Below are 18985 nucleotides of genomic sequence, written 5' to 3' on the forward strand. Positions count from 1 at the left end.
GTGGACAGCCATACTTCCGACTTATGGCAGCAAATCTTATCAATCATACAAAGCAAGCTCAGCAAACCAAGCTTCGATACCTGGTTCAAGGCCACCAAAGCAACCAAGCTGACGGACCAGACCATCGTCATTTCCGCGCCAACAACGTTTGCCGTCGAATGGCTGGAGAGTCGTTATACCAAATTGGTCGGCTCGACAGTATACGAATTGCTCGGCAAACAAGTCGACGTGAAATTTGTCATCGAAGAGAACAAGCCGGCTGAACCGGATCCGCAGCTTCCTGCACCAACACCTACCGTTGTACAAGAGGAAGCTGTGCTTAGCATGCTTAACCCCAAATATACATTCGACACTTTTGTCATCGGACCAGGCAACCGGTTTGCCCATGCCGCATCGCTGGCGGTAGCTGAAGCGCCCGCCAAGGCCTATAATCCCCTCTTCCTTTATGGAGGCGTTGGATTGGGCAAAACGCACTTGATGCATGCGATCGGACACTATGTTCTAGAACATGACCCAAGCAGCAAAGTGGTTTATTTGTCATCCGAGAAATTCACCAACGAATTTATCAATTCCATCCGCGACAATCGCGGGGAAAGCTTCCGCAACAAATATCGTAACGTGGACATCCTGCTTATAGACGATATTCAATTTTTGGCGGGAAAAGAATCGACTCAAGAGGAATTTTTCCATACGTTCAACGCGCTGCATGAGGAGCGGAAACAGATTATCATCTCCAGCGACAGACCGCCAAAGGAAATTCCGACATTGGAGGAGCGCCTTCGCTCCCGATTTGAATGGGGTCTGATTACGGACATCCAGCCTCCGGATCTGGAAACGCGGATCGCTATCCTGCGCAAGAAGGCCCGCGCGGAAAACCTGGACATCCCGAATGAAGCGATGATGTACATCGCCAACCAAATTGACACGAACATCCGCGAGTTGGAAGGGGCTTTGATCCGGGTCGTAGCCTACTCATCGCTGACAAACCAGGATGTCACGTCCCATCTTGCTGCCGAAGCCTTGAAAGACATTATTCCATCCAGCCGTCCTAAAATGATCACTATTCAAGACATCCAACAAAAGGTCGGGGAATACTACAACCTGAAGCTCGAAGATTTTAAAGCGCGGAAGCGAACCAAGGCCGTTGCCTTTCCGAGACAAATCGCCATGTATCTCTCCCGCGAATTGACCGATTTTTCGCTGCCGAAAATTGGCGAGGCTTTTGGAGGAAGGGACCATACCACTGTCATTCATGCGCACGAGAAAATCTCCCAATCCATTAAAAGCGATCAGGAGCTCTATAAAGTTATCAACAACTTAACCGAAAAAATTAAGAACCCAACCTGAACAAGTCCAAAGCCTATGCACAACGTGTACACATGTGGATAGGCTTAATTTTATGGGTTTTAACACACTTATCCACATATTCAGTGCCCCTATTACTATTAATACTAAAAAGATTTAAAATATATCTTCTCCTAAACAGACAAGTCGAAACAGGCCTATCGGCCTTTTGAATAACCGTAGCCCATCACTTGACCACCTAATGCACACACCCAAAAAATCCGTCAGGAGTGAAACCATGAAAATCAGCATAATGAAAAGCTATTTGAACGAGTCCATACAGCATGTATCCAAAGCGATCTCCAGCCGTACAACGATTCCGATCCTGAGCGGGATCAAATTCGACGTAAATCATCAAGGCGTCACGTTGACGGCAAGCGACACTGATATTTCGATCCAATCCTTCATCCCTCTTGAGGATGGAGATCGCAGCGTAGTTCAAGTCGAGCAGCAAGGAAGCGTCGTGCTGCCTGCCAAGTTTTTTGTCGAGATCATCAAAAAGCTGCCTTCGCAGGAAGTTCACATGGAGGTCAAGGAAAACTTCAATACGTTTATTTCAGCCGGAGCTACCGAAATCCAACTGGTCGGTCTTGATCCGGAAGAATTCCCTGTATTGCCAAGCATCGAGGAGAATCAAACCGTATCGATTCCCGGCGATTTGTTGAAAAACATGATCAAGCAAACGGTATTCTCCATTTCCACTCATGAAACCACGCCTATTCTTACAGGGGTGCTTTGGAGCCTGGCGGATAACGAGTTGAAATTTGTGGCAACCGACCGCCACCGTCTTGCCACCAGATCGGCAATGTTGGATAATGCAGAAGGCGTTCGTTTCAGCAATGTCGTTATTTCGGGAAAAACGCTGAACGAGCTGAGCAAAATCGTGCCGGACCAAAACACGCTTGTGGATATCGTTGTCGCTGATAACCAGGTCCTGTTCAAAATCGACCGGGTGTTGTTCTATTCCCGCATTCTGGACGGAACATATCCCGATACTTCTAGAATTATTCCGACTTCGTACAAAACAGAACTTGTTCTCGATACAAAAAAATTGAGCGAGTCGATCGACCGCGCATATTTGCTGTCCCGCGAGGAGAAAACGAATATTGTGCGCATGCAGACGATGGAGAACGGATCGATCGAGATTTCTTCCAGCTCCTCCGAGCTGGGGAAAGTAAGGGAAGAGATCGAGCCAGCCGAATTCACCGGCGATCCGCTCAAAATTTCGTTCAACTCCAAATATATGCTCGACGTACTGAAGGTTGTGGAAAGCGAGCAGCTGATGATAGCTTTTACCGGCGTCATGAGCCCGATTATCCTCAAACCGATGGATGACAGCCATAGCTTGTATGTCATTCTGCCTTACCGTACGACGAACTAACGAAAGGAAGATTCCTTTGAAACGAGTGACCATTCGTACAGACCGTACGGAATATATCAAGCTTGACCAGTTTCTGAAACTCGCTGACTGCGTCCCGACCGGAGGTATGGCCAAAGCGTTGCTTCAGGAAGGGCTTGTGCGTGTGAACAATGAGCCGGAGGAGCGCCGGGGACGGAAGTTATACCCTGGGGATATCGTTGAGGTGGACGGAGAAGGCACTTTCGAGGTTGCCGCGGAATAAAACGATGTGCTCCTGATGCCTCCTGATGAACGGAATCACAAGGGAGGGTAACGCGTGTTTGTCAAAAGCATAGATCTGCAGCAGTTCCGCAATTACGAGCATCTGAGACTGGATTCGTTCGGTCCGGTGAACCTGCTGATCGGGCAAAATGCCCAAGGCAAGACGAATATGGCCGAGGCTATATTTGTCTTGGCCCTTACCAAAAGCCATCGCACGTCCCGGGATAAGGAGCTGATCCGTTTCGGGGAAGAACGTGCCCGCTTGTTTGCTGAGGTTGACAAAAAGTATGGCGCGGTCCAACTGGAACTGTCGCTGTCCCAACAAGGCAAGAAGGCGAAGATCAACGGCCTGGAGCAGCGCAAGCTTAGCGATTTTATCGGGGCGCTCAACGTGGTGATGTTTGCTCCCGAGGATCTGGAGATCGTCAAAGGAACACCGGGGGTTCGCCGCCGGTTTCTTGACATGGAAATCGGACAAGTGGCACCGGGTTACCTCTATCATCTGCAGCAGTACCAGAAGGTGCTCGTGCAGCGGAACAATCTGCTTAAACAGCTGTGGGGCCAGGGCGCTTCCGCCCAGACGATGCTAGACATCTGGAACGAGCAGTTGGCCGAGCACGGTGTTAAAATCGTCAAAAAAAGGAAACAATTCATAAAGAAACTGCAAAAGTGGGCCGAAACGATTCATCAAGGCATCACCGGCGGCGGAGAAGTGTTAAAACTGGCATATGTGCCATCATTCGGCGAAGCCGCCGAGGAAGATGAAGCTGTTTTAATGGACCAATTTATGATAAAATTATCACAAATGAAAGAGCAGGAGATTCGCCGGGGGACTACGCTGAGTGGCCCGCATCGGGATGACCTGTCCTTTTTCATTAACGATCGGGAAGTGCAAACATATGGTTCGCAGGGACAACAGCGCACAACCGCATTGTCCCTTAAACTTGCAGAAATCGAACTGATCCATGAAGAAATCGGAGAGTACCCCGTCCTGCTGTTGGACGACGTGCTGTCCGAGCTGGATCCTTTTCGCCAGACGCAGTTGATCGAGACGTTCCAGAGCAAGGTGCAGACCTTTATTACGGCTACCGGAGTCGAGAGCCTGAACGTTGACAAGCTCAAGGATGCCAGTATTTATCACGTTCATGCCGGACAGGTTGAACGCTAGGGAGTGAGGGTGCCATGTACATTCATCTGGGCGGCGAGAAAATTATCCGTTCTTCCGAGCTGGTTGCTATTTTTGATATATCGATTGAAAAGTCCTCAAAGATTTCCAAGCAATATGTTACGCATGCAGAGCAGGAAAAAACGGTGGAACACATCGGCGAAGAGGAAGCCAAGTCCATCGTGGTAACCAAAAACATTGTGTACTACTCGCCGATTTCATCTGCTACGCTCAAGAAGCGGGCGCACATCTTTCCGGACCTATGACATGTGCAAGCAACACGAGCGTTGCCTCCCGTTCCTTGGTTTTATTATGTTTAACGCATATTTAGGATATTGAATCTATAGAAGTAGGTGAAAGGCATGTCTATGAATCAACCGTCATATGATGCGAATGAAATTCAGGTCCTTGAGGGACTGGAAGCCGTACGGAAGCGTCCGGGGATGTACATCGGTTCTACCAGCGCCAAAGGTCTGCATCATTTGGTGTGGGAAGTAGTGGACAATAGTATTGACGAAGCACTTGCAGGATACTGTGACCATATCGAAGTGACGATTCATGAAGATAACAGCGTTACCGTCGTGGATAACGGGCGCGGAATTCCGGTCGGTGAGCATGCCAAAATGAAACGCCCTGCGCTTGAAGTCGTCATGACCGTACTTCACGCTGGCGGTAAATTCGGCGGCGGCGGTTATAAGGTATCGGGCGGTCTGCACGGTGTAGGGGTATCGGTCGTTAATGCCCTGTCCGAGAAAGTGGTCGTTACCGTTAAGCGTGACGGTCATATCCACCAGCAGGAATATCGCCGCGGTGCGCCGCAGTATGATCTGAAAGTCATCGGCACGACGGATGAGACGGGAACGACGGTTACGTTCCATCCAGACCCGGAAATTTTTACGGAAACGACCGTATACGACTATGAAACACTGCTGACCCGTATTCGGGAGCTTGCTTTCTTGAACAAGGGAATCGGTCTTACGCTCACCGATGAGCGCACGGGGGCAACCAACTCATTCCTGTATGAGGGCGGAATCATCGAGTACGTATCTTTCCTCAACCAGAAGCGGGAAGTGCTTCATGAGAATCCGATTTACGTTGAAGGCTCACGCGATAATATCCAGGTAGAAGTGGCGTTGCAATACAACGACAACTATACCGAGAACATTTATTCTTTTGCCAACAACATCAACACTCATGAAGGTGGAACACACGAATCCGGATTCAAGAGCGCCCTTACCCGGATCATTAATGACTATGCACGCAAAACAGGCGTTATCAAGGACAGCGCGAGCAACCTGTCGGGAGATGACGTACGTGAGGGCCTGACTGCCATCATTTCGGTCAAAATCCCTGAACCGCAATTTGAGGGACAAACGAAAACCAAATTGGGCAATAGCGAAGTGCGCGGTGTCGTTGAATCCCTCTTCTCGGAGAAGCTGCAGGAGTTCCTGGAAGAAAACCCTTCTGTATCCCGCAGAATCCTGGAAAAAGGTCTGCAGGCTGCACGCGCTCGAGAAGCTGCGCGCAAAGCGCGTGAGCTGACCCGACGCAAGGGAGCGCTTGAGGTAAGCTCCTTGCCAGGGAAGCTGGCGGATTGCTCCTCCAAGGATGCTTCCATCAGCGAACTGTACATCGTCGAAGGGGATTCGGCGGGCGGATCGGCCAAACAAGGCCGGGATCGTCATTTTCAGGCCATCCTGCCATTGCGCGGTAAGATCCTGAACGTCGAAAAGGCGCGCCTTGACCGGATTTTGGGCAATGCAGAGATTCGGGCCATCATAACGGCAATGGGGACAGGAATCGGCGACGATTTCGATATTTCCAAAGCACGTTATCACAAAATCATTCTGATGACCGATGCCGATGTCGACGGTGCGCATATCCGGACACTATTGTTGACATTCCTGTACCGCTATATGCGCAAGATTATCGAAGCGGGCTATGTATACATTGCCCAACCGCCTTTGTTCAAAATCGAACGTAACAAGGTCATTCGCTACGCAGGTTCCGAGAAGGAACGTGATGAGATCATTGCAAGCTTCGGCGAGAACGTGAAAGTCAACGTCCAGCGTTATAAAGGTTTGGGCGAAATGAACGCAGAGCAGCTGTGGGAAACGACGATGGACCCTGAGAGCCGGACGATGCTTCAAGTATCCATCAATGATGCGATGCTTGCTGACGCCATGTTCGATACGCTGATGGGCGATAATGTCGAACCACGACGCGATTTCATTCAGGAAAATGCAAAATACGTTAAAAACTTGGACATTTAATTTCGTTGATTGCGAACGGCTTAATGACAAGGATATGGGGCGCCTGATGGCGCCCCTTTCACTTTGTGATCATATAATCCGGTGGTGGTGTGGTAACCAAAATGCAATAGAGCAGACAGTCACTGTTTTTTGGACTTAGCGGCACTTGTTTTTAGCTGGCGTATTTGGCGGGCTGGCTTTGATTTTTTGGAAGGCAGTCTGCCATATGCGATGGCATAACGCTTAATCTTACGGTAGGTTTCTTTGTCGGGCAAAAGGCCGAATGCATAAATGCCGGGAAGTGTGTTGACTTCCAGAATCCAGGGTTGACCCGATGGGTCCAGCGCAATATCAACGCCGATTTCTTTGATTCCGGGGTAGTACTTCCTCAGTTGCCGTGCAATCAGGACCCCTAGGATATTCAGTTCGTTGCGAAGCTGCTGATAGCGCTTTGGTGTGAAGTGAGGTTGTACGAGTTCCGCGAAGGTTGCGAGGCGTCCGCCGCCGTGAATGTTGGTTATGATTTTGCCGGGGGCGGCGACCCTGCCTAAGATACCGGTCGTTTCCCAGTTTCCTTTCAAGTTTTTTTGCGTCAGCACCCGGAGGTCGAAGGGCAAATCCTCATGTTTGAGCAGGGGGATGCCTTGCTGGATGATGTAATCATGGTTTTTGATCCGTTTTTGCAGTGCCGAATCCAAATCGTCCAGACTGTGATATGAAAACTGTTCCGTACCATGTTGCAGCTCGTAAGCAAAGGTTGGGAGTGCGGAGATTTGGGCTTGGAGGATTTCGGAATTTCCCTCGATTGTGGACAATTCGGACTGTCCGACGGCTTCATCTCCAGCAGCATCATGTCGGAAATCCTGAGGAACTTGGTAGGTACGAAGCGCTTTGACTCGCATAACTCCATTCCCATAGGTGCCACGATCGGGTTTGATATAGTTCGATTCAAATAAATTTAACATTTGTTCCAGGGTCTGGCGACTATATTGGCGGGTGACTGGAATATATGGGGCTATACCATGGTTACGCCGTAAAACTGCTGTCTTGGCCCATTTGCTGGAGACGCGCTGGATACTCAGAGGGCATCGTTCCTTTCTGTTGTAATCAGAATCGCGTGCAGGCAGAATTGCAGAGAAATCAAAGGACAATTGAGGATTTCAATGGTATAATAGAGAAATATGGCGTTTTGTGCGGTTTGCTGCACAATTTGCAGTTTAGTCTTGTGAATGGGAATGGCGAATGCCTGATGGAAGCAGTATAACTGCCGCTTTTTCTAGCATTGTATGTACAAATGCCGAGGAAGTAAGGGCTAACCCCCAAACTACCCCAAGTTCCCGGAAAAAGGCTAAAACCCAGCGGACGTTTAATTGTGTAACTTTTGTGAAAGTAATATAATAAAGAGTAGCGTTTTTGTGCGGTTTTAGCCTTGTTATGCTTTTCACATATAGTGATTGAATGGATTTGGAACGTTTGTTGAAGGTCAAAAAGGAGGTCCAGCATGGCGGAAGAAATGAACTCGCAGATAAAGGATCGGGATATTGGCGTCGAGATGCGTGAATCGTTTATGGACTACGCGATGAGCATCATCGTCAGCCGCGCGCTTCCTGATGTGCGTGACGGATTGAAGCCGGTGCACCGGCGGATTTTGTACGCAATGTCAGAGCTAGGCATGACACCCGATAAACCGCATAAAAAGTCGGCCAGAATCGTCGGAGAGGTCATTGGTAAGTACCATCCGCACGGAGACTCGGCTGTATACGAAACGATGGTACGGATGGCTCAGGATTTCTCTCTTCGCTACATGCATGTCGATGGTCACGGCAACTTTGGTTCGGTAGATGGCGATATGGCGGCTGCCATGCGTTATACCGAGGCACGCCTGTCCAAGATTGCGATGGAGATGCTGAAGGATATCAATAAAGATACGATCGACTTCCAACCAAACTATGACGGCGAAGAAAACGAGCCGGTTGTTCTGCCTGCCCGTTTTCCAAACTTGCTTGTCAATGGTGTAGGGGGGATCGCCGTAGGTATGGCGACCAACATTCCTCCGCACAATCTGGGTGAGGTTATTGACGGCGTACAAGCGATGATCAAAAACCCGGATATTACTTCGATGGAATTGATGGACTATATTCAAGGGCCGGATTTCCCGACGGCTGGTTACATCATGGGGCGTTCCGGTATTCGCCAGGCTTATCAAACGGGCCGCGGATCAGTGACCATGAGGGCGAGAACCAACATTGAGGAACATAACAACAAGGCCCGCATTGTCGTTACGGAAATTCCGTATCAGGTCAACAAGGCGAGACTTGTTGAGAAAATTGCCGAGCTGGTTCGTGACAAAAAAATCGACGGCATTACCGATCTTCGGGACGAGTCGGATCGTAACGGGATGCGTATCGTCATCGAGCTACGCCGCGACGTGAATCCAAACGTTGTGCTTAACAATCTGTACAAGCATACAGCGATGCAGTCGACTTTCGGGATCAATATGCTGGCCATCGTGAATAAAGAGCCGAAAATTCTGAATTTGCGCGAAGTGCTCTATCACTATCTGCAACATCAGATTGAGGTTATCCGTAGACGGACCCAGTTTGAGCTTCGGAAGGCTGAAGCCCGTGCACACATTCTCGAAGGATTACGCATTGCTCTTGATCATATCGATGAGATCATTGCGCTGATCCGATCTTCGGCGACGGCCGATGCGGCAAGAGAAGGTTTGATTGAACGCTTCGGACTCAGCCATGACCAGGCGCAGGCGATTCTTGACATGCGTTTGCAGCGTCTGACAGGTTTGGAGCGGGAACGCATTGAGAACGAATACCAAGAACTGATGGCCAAGATTGCCGAGTATCGCGAAATTTTGGCGAATGAGCATCTCGTTCTCGACATCATCAGCACAGAGCTGGAAGAGATTCGCGAGCGCTTTTCCGATGATCGCCGTACCGAGATTACGATTGGCGAGGAAAGCATTTTGGATGAGGATCTCATTCCTCGCGAAGAGGTCATCATTACGATCACCCACACGGGCTATGTGAAACGTCTTCCTGCGTCGACATATCGCAGCCAGAAGCGCGGCGGACGCGGCGTGGTTGGCATGGACACAAAGGATACGGATTTCGTGGAGCATCTTTTCGTGACCAACTCGCATAACTATTTGATGTTCTTTACCGATAAGGGTAAAGTATACCGTCTTAAAGCTTATGAAATTCCTGAACTTGGCCGTACGGCACGTGGAACACCGATCATCAACCTGATCCAGATCGAGCAGGGAGAATCAGTCAACGCGGTAATTCCGGTGCAGGAATTCGAAAGTGACAAATATTTGTTCTTTGCCACGCGCCAAGGGGTTGTGAAAAAGACGCCGCTTGAGGACTATACCAATATCCGCAAAGGCGGTCTGATCGGTATTTCCCTGCGCGAGGACGATGCCTTGATCGAAGTGAAGCTGACCGATGGGCAGCAGGAGATCATTATGGGGACAGCCCACGGAATGTCGATTCGCTTCTCCGAAGAGAATGTTCGTTCAATGGGCCGCAGTGCTACCGGTGTCAAAGGGATCACGCTTGAAGGCGATGATGCCGTCATCGGCATGGACGTTGTCGATCATGATCTGGACGTACTCATCGTGACTGCCAAAGGTTACGGCAAACGGACTCCGGTTGCGGATTATCGTATTCAGACCCGGGGCGGTAAAGGGATCAAGACGATTAATGTTACCGATAAAAATGGCGAAGTAGTCAGCCTGAAAATGGTTAAGGATGACGAAGACTTGATGATTATCACATCCAGCGGCACGCTTATTCGTACAAGCATGGATGGCATCTCCACGATGGGGCGTTACACCCAGGGCGTGAAGCTGATCAATATTCGTGAAGAAGACGATGCGGTGGCTACCGTCAGCCGAATCGACAAAAATGAAGAAGAACCGGACGAGCAAGAACTCGAAGGATTGGAGGGCACGGATGCCGATAGTGAGGCAACTGCCCCGATGGAAGATTCAAATGCTGACACGGAAAACGATCCTTCCGATACAGAAGCATAAAACGGAATAAACATGGATGAAGAGCCCTGCATAAGGGCTCTTTTCTTTTATGCGCGTGCCCAGAGGCACGTATCTTCTAGCCGGTGAAAGTCCGGTCATGGGAGGGGCCAAGCCCCCATGTAGCTAGGATGCCTGCGTACGGCGAGAGCTTTGCGTAGAAGCGCATCGACAAAAGTCATGTCAGAGACAAGGCGAGCGACATACCAGGCCGTAACATCAAGTGAATCCTGCCGCGTCGTCAAAAAGGCCTCGCAAGAGGGACAAGAGGAAGCCGAACCTCGGCTTAATGGGTGAAGGCCACGGAAACTGTTACGAACTTGGAGCGGCAGTGAAGAATCCTCCGGCGTAAGGGGATCGGCATGGTATGAAAGAGGATACAGTGAACTGGGGAGACCCTCCCCTGCACGGATTTTTTTTTTGAAACCGTAACGAAGTGGTCCATAAGTCCAAAAGATGAAATGATCAACTTGCAGGAAGGGAGTCCGAGGGGCTCATAGTACTGAGGAACGACAGGACAACACAACCTGTCGGAGGGAAGGAGCCCTGCTTTGTTCATGTTTCTTAAGGAGGTACGAGTTAGTGAATGCCGAAGGGCTAACAACACCAAAAGAAAACGTTCAACAACTCCAAGAGAAGCTAGGTCATGCGGCCAAGGAAAACAAGAAGCGAAGATTCCATGCTCTGTATGACAAGGTCTATAGAAGGGATATTCTGTGGGAAGCATGGAGGCGAGTGCGCGCGAACAAAGGTGCAGCGGGTGTGGATGAACAAACCCTTTCGGACATTGAGAGGCAAGGTGAATTTCAGTTCATAGAAGAGTGCCACCGACTGCTGAAAGAAGGAGACTACCACCCTTCGCCTGTTCGAAGGAAGTACATCCCCAAGAAGGATGGAAAGCAGAGGCCTCTCGGCATCCCAACCATTCGTGACCGGGTCATGCAAATGGCAACGAAGCTTGTCATTGAACCTATCTTTGAAGCAGATTTCCAAGAATGTTCGTTCGGTTTTCGCCCGAAACGGGGTGCCAAACAAGCGCTGGAACGAATCCGTAAAGCATGCAACCGCAAAGGAAACTGGGTGGTCGACGTCGACATCCAAGGCTACTTCGATAACATCAACCAAGAGAAACTAATGAAGCTGATCGCTATGCGAATCAGTGATCGTCGTATCTTGAAATTGGTGAGAAAGTGGCTTGTTGCGGGAGTTATGGAAGAAGGAAGTGTCCGGCGCTCGGATTTAGGCACGCCACAGGGCGGAGTGATTTCGCCTTTACTAGCAAACATCTATCTGAACTACTTCGATCTATTGTGGGAACGCCATGGGAAACAATGTGGAGAATTAACGCGATATGCAGATGACTTTGTGGTCGTATGCAAAACCAGAAAAGACGCTATGCGTGCCTACGAACTCATCCAGAGGATTATGGAACGATTGGAGCTAACCCTGCATCCGACCAAAACACGGATTGTTGGTTTATGGACAGGCGAAGAAGGCTTTGACTTTCTGGGGATGCATCACCGCAGAACGAAAGCAGAAACGTCCAAAGCACGAGTGTATTATTCAACACAGCAATGGTTAACTTCAAAAGCGGAAGCGCGGATTCGCGAAGTGGTGAAGGAGCGCTTAGCGCCACCAAGTATGCGAAAGTACGCTTTCCAAGAACACGTTGCATGGCTGAACCCCAAGATCCAAGGTTGGCGAAATTACTACCATACGTTTTACGGTAAACGGATATTAGCCAAATTAGACTGGTATATTCTACAGCGGTTCACAAGATGGTATGCGAAGAAACGGCAACGAGCGAGATGGATAGGGTCCTATTCAGAGGTGAAGTATTTGGCAAAATTACATGGATTGAAGAAGCTCTTGTAGTCCGCACGCTCAGGAATGACGAACATCGGAAAGCCGTATGAGGGAAAACCTCACGTACGGTTTGATGAGGAGGGGCTGGGAAGACCAGCCCTTTACTCTAGTCTGATCTAGGCAGATAATGTACAGCAGCATAGCTGTGCGGAGAAAATCCTTAGAATCTGGGATGTACAAGCCCGTTTGCTCAGTAATATAATGGGGAATATCATGCGATCCGGGACTATGGTCATACAAAATTCATAGATAAACAACGAGGGGATAAATATGGGACTAATTACCGTGTCTGAGGCCAAACCAGGCTTTAAACTGGGAAGTGACGTGCTTACTACGCGCGGAAACGTGTTGTTGCCGAAAGGCAAGGTCATCTTACCAAAGGATATTGAAGTGCTAAAAGCTTTCATGATACATAAGGTCGAGATCGAACAGGCGAAAACAGGTGCAAATGCTCCGACCTTCATCCCGAACGAAACAGAAGATCCAATCCTGAACGGAAAGAATGCTGAGCGGCCAGTTTCGGATGGAGGAGCAGCTTCAACTGTGCAGTCTTCTTTACAGGATGAGTATGAGAAGATGGTGAATTTGACTAAAAGTGCTTTTTTGGCCTCTATTGCTGCCGAATTGCCAATATATGAGCTTCGTACGCAGTTGGAATCCTTACTAGGATATATTAAACAGTACAATCCGCTAACCTTCAGTCCGAGAAATATGATGGATCACGATTATGTATATCACCAAGCGGTGTTAAGTGCAATGACCTCCTACCAATTGGCTCAATGGATGGATCTTCCGTCCAAAGACTGGATGCAAGTAGCTTTTGCAGGGTTATTCCATGATATAGGAAACAGCAAGGTCGATCCTCAAATTTTGCATAAACCAACGACGTTGACAAGCTCGGAACAGGAGGAAATCCGACAGCATACGAAATATGGGTATCAATTGCTGAAGCAGGCAAAAGCGATTAATGAAGGGGTCAGGCTTGCCGCTCTCCAGCACCATGAAAAAGTGGACGGATCGGGTTATCCGCTACAGCTGAGTGGCAGCCAGATCCATGTATATGCGAAGATTGTTGCCATAGCGGACATTTTCCATGCGATGACACTGGAGAAGGTTTACCGCAAAGCCCAGTCTCCTTATTTGGTGCTCGAGCAGCTCCAAAGCGAAGCGTTCGGTAAGTTGGATCCGGCGATTGTAAATGTTCTGGTTCAACGTTCAACGCAAATTCATAATGGAGTAAGAGTAAAGCTGAGCAACCATCAGATTGGTGAAATTGTATTTTCGGATCGGGATCATCCCACGCGTCCAATGGTTTCTGTGGAGGGCAACATCATTAATTTGATGCAACAGCGGCAGCTACATATTCAGGAGGTTATTGGTTGAACTGAATCCTGGACAAAGCACGATGAAGAAACTAGTCAGGTTATAAAGTGTGTTTCTTTATCGTGCTTAAGTTATGTATCTTCTGCTGCCACCATAAATTTTATTCGAAATATTATTAAAAAACACTTGCATAATATTTATGTACATGGTATATTCTAATTCCGGCCAAGAAAACACCGAGAAACATGGTGCGGCAAGCAAAGCAAATAAGCTTCGAAAAAAGAAACTTAAAAAAATGCTTGCAAAGTTGGTTCGGATGTGATAAGATATAAGAGTTGCTAAGGGCAACAACTTAGTAACGAAAACGAAGTTTGATCTTTGAAAACTGAACAACGAGTGAGTAATGCGAGGGTTTTTGGTACATGTCGTATGACTGTATAAAAAACCGGAGCGACATTGAGATATTTTATCTCGTCAGATTCAAAATGAGCTAATCGCTCTTTTCAATACCTCAGATGATTTTCATCACGATTAACCTCGTGTCCGAAATTCATCTTTATTGGAGAGTTTGATCCTGGCTCAGGACGAACGCTGGCGGCATGCCTAATACATGCAAGTCGAGCGGAGTTGATAGGAAGCTTGCTTCCTTGATGCTTAGCGGCGGACGGGTGAGTAACACGTAGGCAACCTGCCCTCAAGCTTGGGACAACTACCGGAAACGGTAGCTAATACCGAATACTTGTTTTCTTCGCCTGAAGAGAACTGGAAAGACGGAGCAATCTGTCACTTGAGGATGGGCCTGCGGCGCATTAGCTAGTTGGTGAGGTAACGGCTCACCAAGGCGACGATGCGTAGCCGACCTGAGAGGGTGATCGGCCACACTGGGACTGAGACACGGCCCAGACTCCTACGGGAGGCAGCAGTAGGGAATCTTCCGCAATGGGCGAAAGCCTGACGGAGCAATGCCGCGTGAGTGATGAAGGTTTTCGGATCGTAAAGCTCTGTTGCCAGGGAAGAACGCTTGGGAGAGTAACTGCTCTCAAGGTGACGGTACCTGAGAAGAAAGCCCCGGCTAACTACGTGCCAGCAGCCGCGGTAATACGTAGGGGGCAAGCGTTGTCCGGAATTATTGGGCGTAAAGCGCGCGCAGGCGGTCATTTAAGTCTGGTGTTTAATCCCGGGGCTCAACCCCGGATCGCACTGGAAACTGGATGACTTGAGTGCAGAAGAGGAGAGTGGAATTCCACGTGTAGCGGTGAAATGCGTAGAGATGTGGAGGAACACCAGTGGCGAAGGCGACTCTCTGGGCTGTAACTGACGCTGAGGCGCGAAAGCGTGGGGAGCAAACAGGATTAGATACCCTGGTAGTCCACGCCGTAAACGATGAATGCTAGGTGTTAGGGGTTTCGATACCCTTGGTGCCGAAGTTAACACATTAAGCATTCCGCCTGGGGAGTACGGTCGCAAGACTGAAACTCAAAGGAATTGACGGGGACCCGCACAAGCAGTGGAGTATGTGGTTTAATTCGAAGCAACGCGAAGAACCTTACCAGGTCTTGACATCCCTCTGACCGGTACAGAGATGTACCTTTCCTTCGGGACAGAGGAGACAGGTGGTGCATGGTTGTCGTCAGCTCGTGTCGTGAGATGTTGGGTTAAGTCCCGCAACGAGCGCAACCCTTGATCTTAGTTGCCAGCACTTCGGGTGGGCACTCTAAGGTGACTGCCGGTGACAAACCGGAGGAAGGTGGGGATGACGTCAAATCATCATGCCCCTTATGACCTGGGCTACACACGTACTACAATGGCCGGTACAACGGGCTGCGAAGCCGCGAGGTGGAGCTAATCCTAAAAAGCCGGTCTCAGTTCGGATTGCAGGCTGCAACTCGCCTGCATGAAGTCGGAATTGCTAGTAATCGCGGATCAGCATGCCGCGGTGAATACGTTCCCGGGTCTTGTACACACCGCCCGTCACACCACGAGAGTTTACAACACCCGAAGTCGGTGGGGTAACCGCAAGGAGCCAGCCGCCGAAGGTGGGGTAGATGATTGGGGTGAAGTCGTAACAAGGTAGCCGTATCGGAAGGTGCGGCTGGATCACCTCCTTTCTATGGAGAATCGTCTTCTGCAACGAAGACATTCAAATAAGCAGCTCAGCTGCAAACTTACTCACTCGTTGCTCAGTTTTGAGAGTTCAAACTCTCATGATTGTTCCTTGAAAACTGGATATCGAAACGAAAAATGCGAATTAGAACATTCCTTTTAGCTGAACTTGTGTCAAAACAAGTTTCAATAAAACGGTAGATTGCATCTTACTCTTTACGAGTAACATGGTTAAGCTACTAAGAGCACACGGAGGATGCCTAGGCGCTAGGAGCCGATGAAGGACGTGGCGAACAACGATACTGCCTCGGGGAGCTGTAAGCAAGCTTTGATCCGGGGATGTCCGAATGGGGAAACCCAGCTGGCGTAATACCCAGTTACTCTTGTCTGAATACATAGGGCAGGAGAGGCATACCAGGGGAACTGAAACATCTAAGTACCCTGAGGAAGAGAAAACAATAGTGATTCCGTCAGTAGCGGCGAGCGAACGCGGAACAGCCCAAACCAGAGAGCTTGCTCTCTGGGGTTGTGGGACGTCTCACATGGAGTTACAAAGGAGCCGGTTAAACGAAGAGGTCTGGAAAGGCCCGCCATAGAAGGTAAAAGCCCTGTAATTGAAAGTCTGTTCCCTCCGAGACGGATCCCGAGTAGTGCGGGGCACGTGAAACCCCGTATGAATCCGGCAGGACCATCTGCCAAGGCTAAATACTTCCTAGCGACCGATAGTGAAGCAGTACCGTGAGGGAAAGGTGAAAAGCACCCCGGAAGGGGAGTGAAATAGAACCTGAAACCGTGTGCTTACAAGAAGTCAGAGCCCATTTTAGGGGTGATGGCGTGCCTTTTGTAGAATGAACCGGCGAGTTACGTTCCCGTGCAAGGTTAAGGTGAGAAGCCGGAGCCGCAGCGAAAGCGAGTCTGAATAGGGCGACATAGTACGTGGACGTAGACCCGAAACCGGGTGATCTACCCCTGTCCAGGGTGAAGGTGCGGTAACACGCACTGGAGGCCCGAACCCACGCACGTTGAAAAGTGCGGGGATGAGGTGGGGGTAGCGGAGAAATTCCAATCGAACTCGGAGATAGCTGGTTCTCCCCGAAATAGCTTTAGGGCTAGCCTCGGAAAACAGAGTCGTGGAGGTAGAGCACTGATTGGGTGCGGGGCCCGCAAGGGTTACCAAGCTCAGTCAAACTCCGAATGCCATAGACTTACTTCCGGGAGTCAGACAGTGAGTGCTAAGATCCATTGTCAAAAGGGAAACAGCCCAGACCATCAGCTAAGGTCCCCAAGTGTGTGTTAAGTGGGAAAGGATGTGGAGTTGCACAGACAACCAGGATGTTGGCTTAGAAGCAGCCACCATTGAAAGAGTGCGTAATAGCTCACTGGTCGAGTGACTCTGCGCCGAAAATGTAACGGGGCTAAACACACCACCGAAGCTATGGCTTGATCTTATGATCAGGGGTAGGGGAGCGTTGTATAAGGGTTGAAGGTGTACCGTAAGGAGCGCTGGACATTATACAAGTGAGAATGCCGGTATGAGTAACGAAAAGATCAGTGAGAATCTGATCCGCCGAAAGCCTAAGGGTTCCTGAGGAAGGCTCGTCCGCTCAGGGTAAGTCGGGACCTAAGGCGAGGCCGAAAGGCGTAGTCGAAGGACAACAGGTCGAAATTCCTGTACCACCGTAAATCGTTACGAGCGATGGGGGGACGCAGTAGGGTAGTGACGCAGGCTGATGGATGCCTGTCCAAGCAGTGAGGCTGGTTAGTAGGCAAATCCGCTAACCGCAAGGCTGAGCTGTGATGGGGAGTGAAAATTACAGTAGCGAAGGTCATGATCTCACACTGCCAAGAAAAGCCTCTAGCCAGATGAAGGTGCCCGTACCGCAAACCGACACAGGTAGGCGAGAAGAGAATTCTAAGGCGCGCGGAAGAACTCTCGTTAAGGAACTCGGCAAAATGACCCCGTAACTTCGGGAGAAGGGGTGCCCCGGTAGTGTGAATAGCACGAGGGGGCCGCAGTGAAAAGGCCCAAGCGACTGTTTAGCAAAAACACAGGTCTGTGCGAAGCCGTAAGGCGAAGTATACGGGCTGACGCCTGCCCGGTGCTGGAAGGTTAAGGGGAGCGGTTAGGGAGCAATCCCGAAGCTGTGAACCGAAGCCCCAGTAAACGGCGGCCGTAACTATAACGGTCCTAAGGTAGCGAAATTCCTTGTCAGGTAAATTCTGACCCGCACGAATGGCGTAACGACTTGGGCGCTGTCTCAACGAGAGATCCGGTGAAATTTTAATACCTGTGAAGATGCAGGTTACCCGCGACAAGACGGAAAGACCCCATGGAGCTTTACTGCAGCTTGATATTGAATTTGGGTACGATCTGTACAGGATAGGTGGGAGCCTGAGAAGCATGAGCGCCAGCTTGTGTGGAGGCACCGTTGGGATACCACCCTGATCGTATCTAGGTTCTAACCTGGTGCCCTAATCGGGTACGGGGACAGTGTCAGGTGGGCAGTTTGACTGGGGCGGTCGCCTCCTAAAGAGTAACGGAGGCGCCCAAAGGTTCCCTCAGAATGGTTGGAAATCATTCGAAGAGTGCAAAGGCATAAGGGAGCTTGACTGCGAGACCTACAAGTCGAGCAGGGACGAAAGTCGGGCTTAGTGATCCGGTGGTACCGCATGGAAGGGCCATCGCTCAACGGATAAAAGCTACCCTGGGGATAACAGGCTTATCTCCCCCAAGAGTCCACATCGACGGGGAGGTTTGGCACCTCGATGTCGGCTCATCGCATCCTGGGGCTGAAGTAGGTCCCAAGGGTTGGGCTGTTCGCCCATTAAAGCGGTACGCGAGCTGGGTTCAGAACGTCGTGAGACAGTTCGGTCCCTATCTGTCGTGGGCGTAGGAAATTTGAGAGGAGCTGTCCTTAGTACGAGAGGACCGGGATGGACGTACCGCTGGTGTACCAGTTGTTCCGCCAGGAGCACCGCTGGGTAGCTATGTACGGACGGGATAAGCGCTGAAAGCATCTAAGCGTGAAGCCCCCCTCAAGATGAGATTTCCCAATTAGTAAGACCCCTTGAAGACGACGAGGTAGATAGGCTGGGGGTGGAAGTGCAGCAATGCATGGAGCTGACCAGTACTAATCGGTCGAGGGCTTATCCAAAAAAATGCAGGTTCTAAGTCGCAGATTTCGTTTCGAATCCAGTTTTCAGAGAGCAATCTCTGGGCTTGAGAATAGGCTGTCCTTTAAGGGCTGAACTTTTCTCGCAGC

At 49.8% G+C, this 18985-nt stretch carries 10 protein-coding genes and 2 rRNA genes; 11 read left to right on the top strand and 1 reads right to left on the bottom strand.

The features are described 5' to 3' along the window. The 6 genes from dnaA to gyrB all read left to right on the top strand — a co-directional run bounded on the left by dnaA (position 1) and on the right by gyrB (position 6403). Entirely contained in the window at positions 1-1347 is a 1347-nt protein-coding gene (gene dnaA / locus SNR34_RS00005) for a chromosomal replication initiator protein DnaA (protein WP_236413689.1), read from the top strand. Positions 1348-1582: 235 nt separating this feature from the next. After that, positions 1583-2725, top strand: coding sequence for a DNA polymerase III subunit beta (gene dnaN / locus SNR34_RS00010; protein WP_236413690.1), 1143 nt, complete (start codon positions 1583-1585; stop codon positions 2723-2725). 16 nt (positions 2726-2741) lie between these two features. Then, positions 2742-2966 carry a S4 domain-containing protein YaaA gene (yaaA, locus tag SNR34_RS00015; protein ID WP_236413692.1) on the top strand — a complete coding sequence of 75 codons (225 nt, stop codon included), beginning with the start codon at positions 2742-2744 and terminating at the stop codon, positions 2964-2966. Positions 2967-3020: 54 nt separating this feature from the next. Beyond that, entirely contained in the window at positions 3021-4133 is a 1113-nt protein-coding gene (recF, locus tag SNR34_RS00020) for a DNA replication/repair protein RecF (protein ID WP_339275450.1), read from the top strand. 14 nt (positions 4134-4147) lie between these two features. After that, positions 4148-4396 carry an extracellular matrix regulator RemB gene (remB, locus tag SNR34_RS00025; protein ID WP_017691405.1) on the top strand — a complete coding sequence of 83 codons (249 nt, stop codon included), beginning with the start codon at positions 4148-4150 and terminating at the stop codon, positions 4394-4396. 96 nt (positions 4397-4492) lie between these two features. Beyond that, entirely contained in the window at positions 4493-6403 is a 1911-nt protein-coding gene (gene gyrB, locus SNR34_RS00030) for a DNA topoisomerase (ATP-hydrolyzing) subunit B (protein ID WP_236413696.1), read from the top strand. Positions 6404-6522: 119 nt separating this feature from the next. Here the strand turns inward: gyrB and SNR34_RS00035 are convergent, their stop codons facing one another. Then, a complete protein-coding gene (locus SNR34_RS00035) occupies positions 6523-7533 on the bottom strand; it encodes a YheC/YheD family protein (RefSeq protein WP_236413698.1) in 1011 nt (336 codons plus the stop codon). A gap of 350 nt (positions 7534-7883) precedes the next feature. On the opposite strand from SNR34_RS00035, the gene gyrA reads away from it, so the two are divergent. The 5 genes from gyrA to SNR34_RS00060 all read left to right on the top strand — a co-directional run bounded on the left by gyrA (position 7884) and on the right by SNR34_RS00060 (position 18877). Continuing rightward, complete coding sequence (gene gyrA, locus SNR34_RS00040; protein WP_236413700.1) at positions 7884-10433, top strand: DNA gyrase subunit A; 2550 nt, start codon at positions 7884-7886, stop codon at positions 10431-10433. Between the two features lie 579 nt (positions 10434-11012). Next, positions 11013-12305, top strand: a complete 1293-nt coding sequence (gene ltrA, locus SNR34_RS00045; RefSeq protein ID WP_486180916.1) for a group II intron reverse transcriptase/maturase — start codon at positions 11013-11015, stop codon at positions 12303-12305. Positions 12306-12566: 261 nt separating this feature from the next. Continuing rightward, positions 12567-13679 carry an HD-GYP domain-containing protein gene (locus SNR34_RS00050; RefSeq protein ID WP_236413702.1) on the top strand — a complete coding sequence of 371 codons (1113 nt, stop codon included), beginning with the start codon at positions 12567-12569 and terminating at the stop codon, positions 13677-13679. Positions 13680-14175: 496 nt separating this feature from the next. After that, positions 14176-15727, top strand: a 16S ribosomal RNA gene (locus SNR34_RS00055). A 224-nt stretch (positions 15728-15951) separates the two neighbouring features. Next, a 23S ribosomal RNA gene (locus SNR34_RS00060) occupies positions 15952-18877 on the top strand. Together the 16S and 23S rRNA genes form the textbook arrangement of a ribosomal RNA operon. Positions 18878-18985 lie beyond the last annotated feature (108 nt).

This window comes from Paenibacillus sp. XP01, assembly GCF_057364885.1.

Bases quoted from the DNA above. Each gene is read 5' to 3' on its own strand.
- remB (WP_017691405.1), top strand. From the start codon at position 4,148: ATGTACATTCATCTGGGCGGCGAGAAAATTATCCGTTCTTCCGAGCTG.
- SNR34_RS00050 (WP_236413702.1), top strand. From the start codon at position 12,567: ATGGGACTAATTACCGTGTCTGAGGCCAAACCAGGCTTTAAACTGGGA.
- gyrA (WP_236413700.1), top strand. From the start codon at position 7,884: ATGGCGGAAGAAATGAACTCGCAGATAAAGGATCGGGATATTGGCGTC.
- gyrB (WP_236413696.1), top strand. From the start codon at position 4,493: ATGTCTATGAATCAACCGTCATATGATGCGAATGAAATTCAGGTCCTT.
- dnaN (WP_236413690.1), top strand. From the start codon at position 1,583: ATGAAAATCAGCATAATGAAAAGCTATTTGAACGAGTCCATACAGCAT.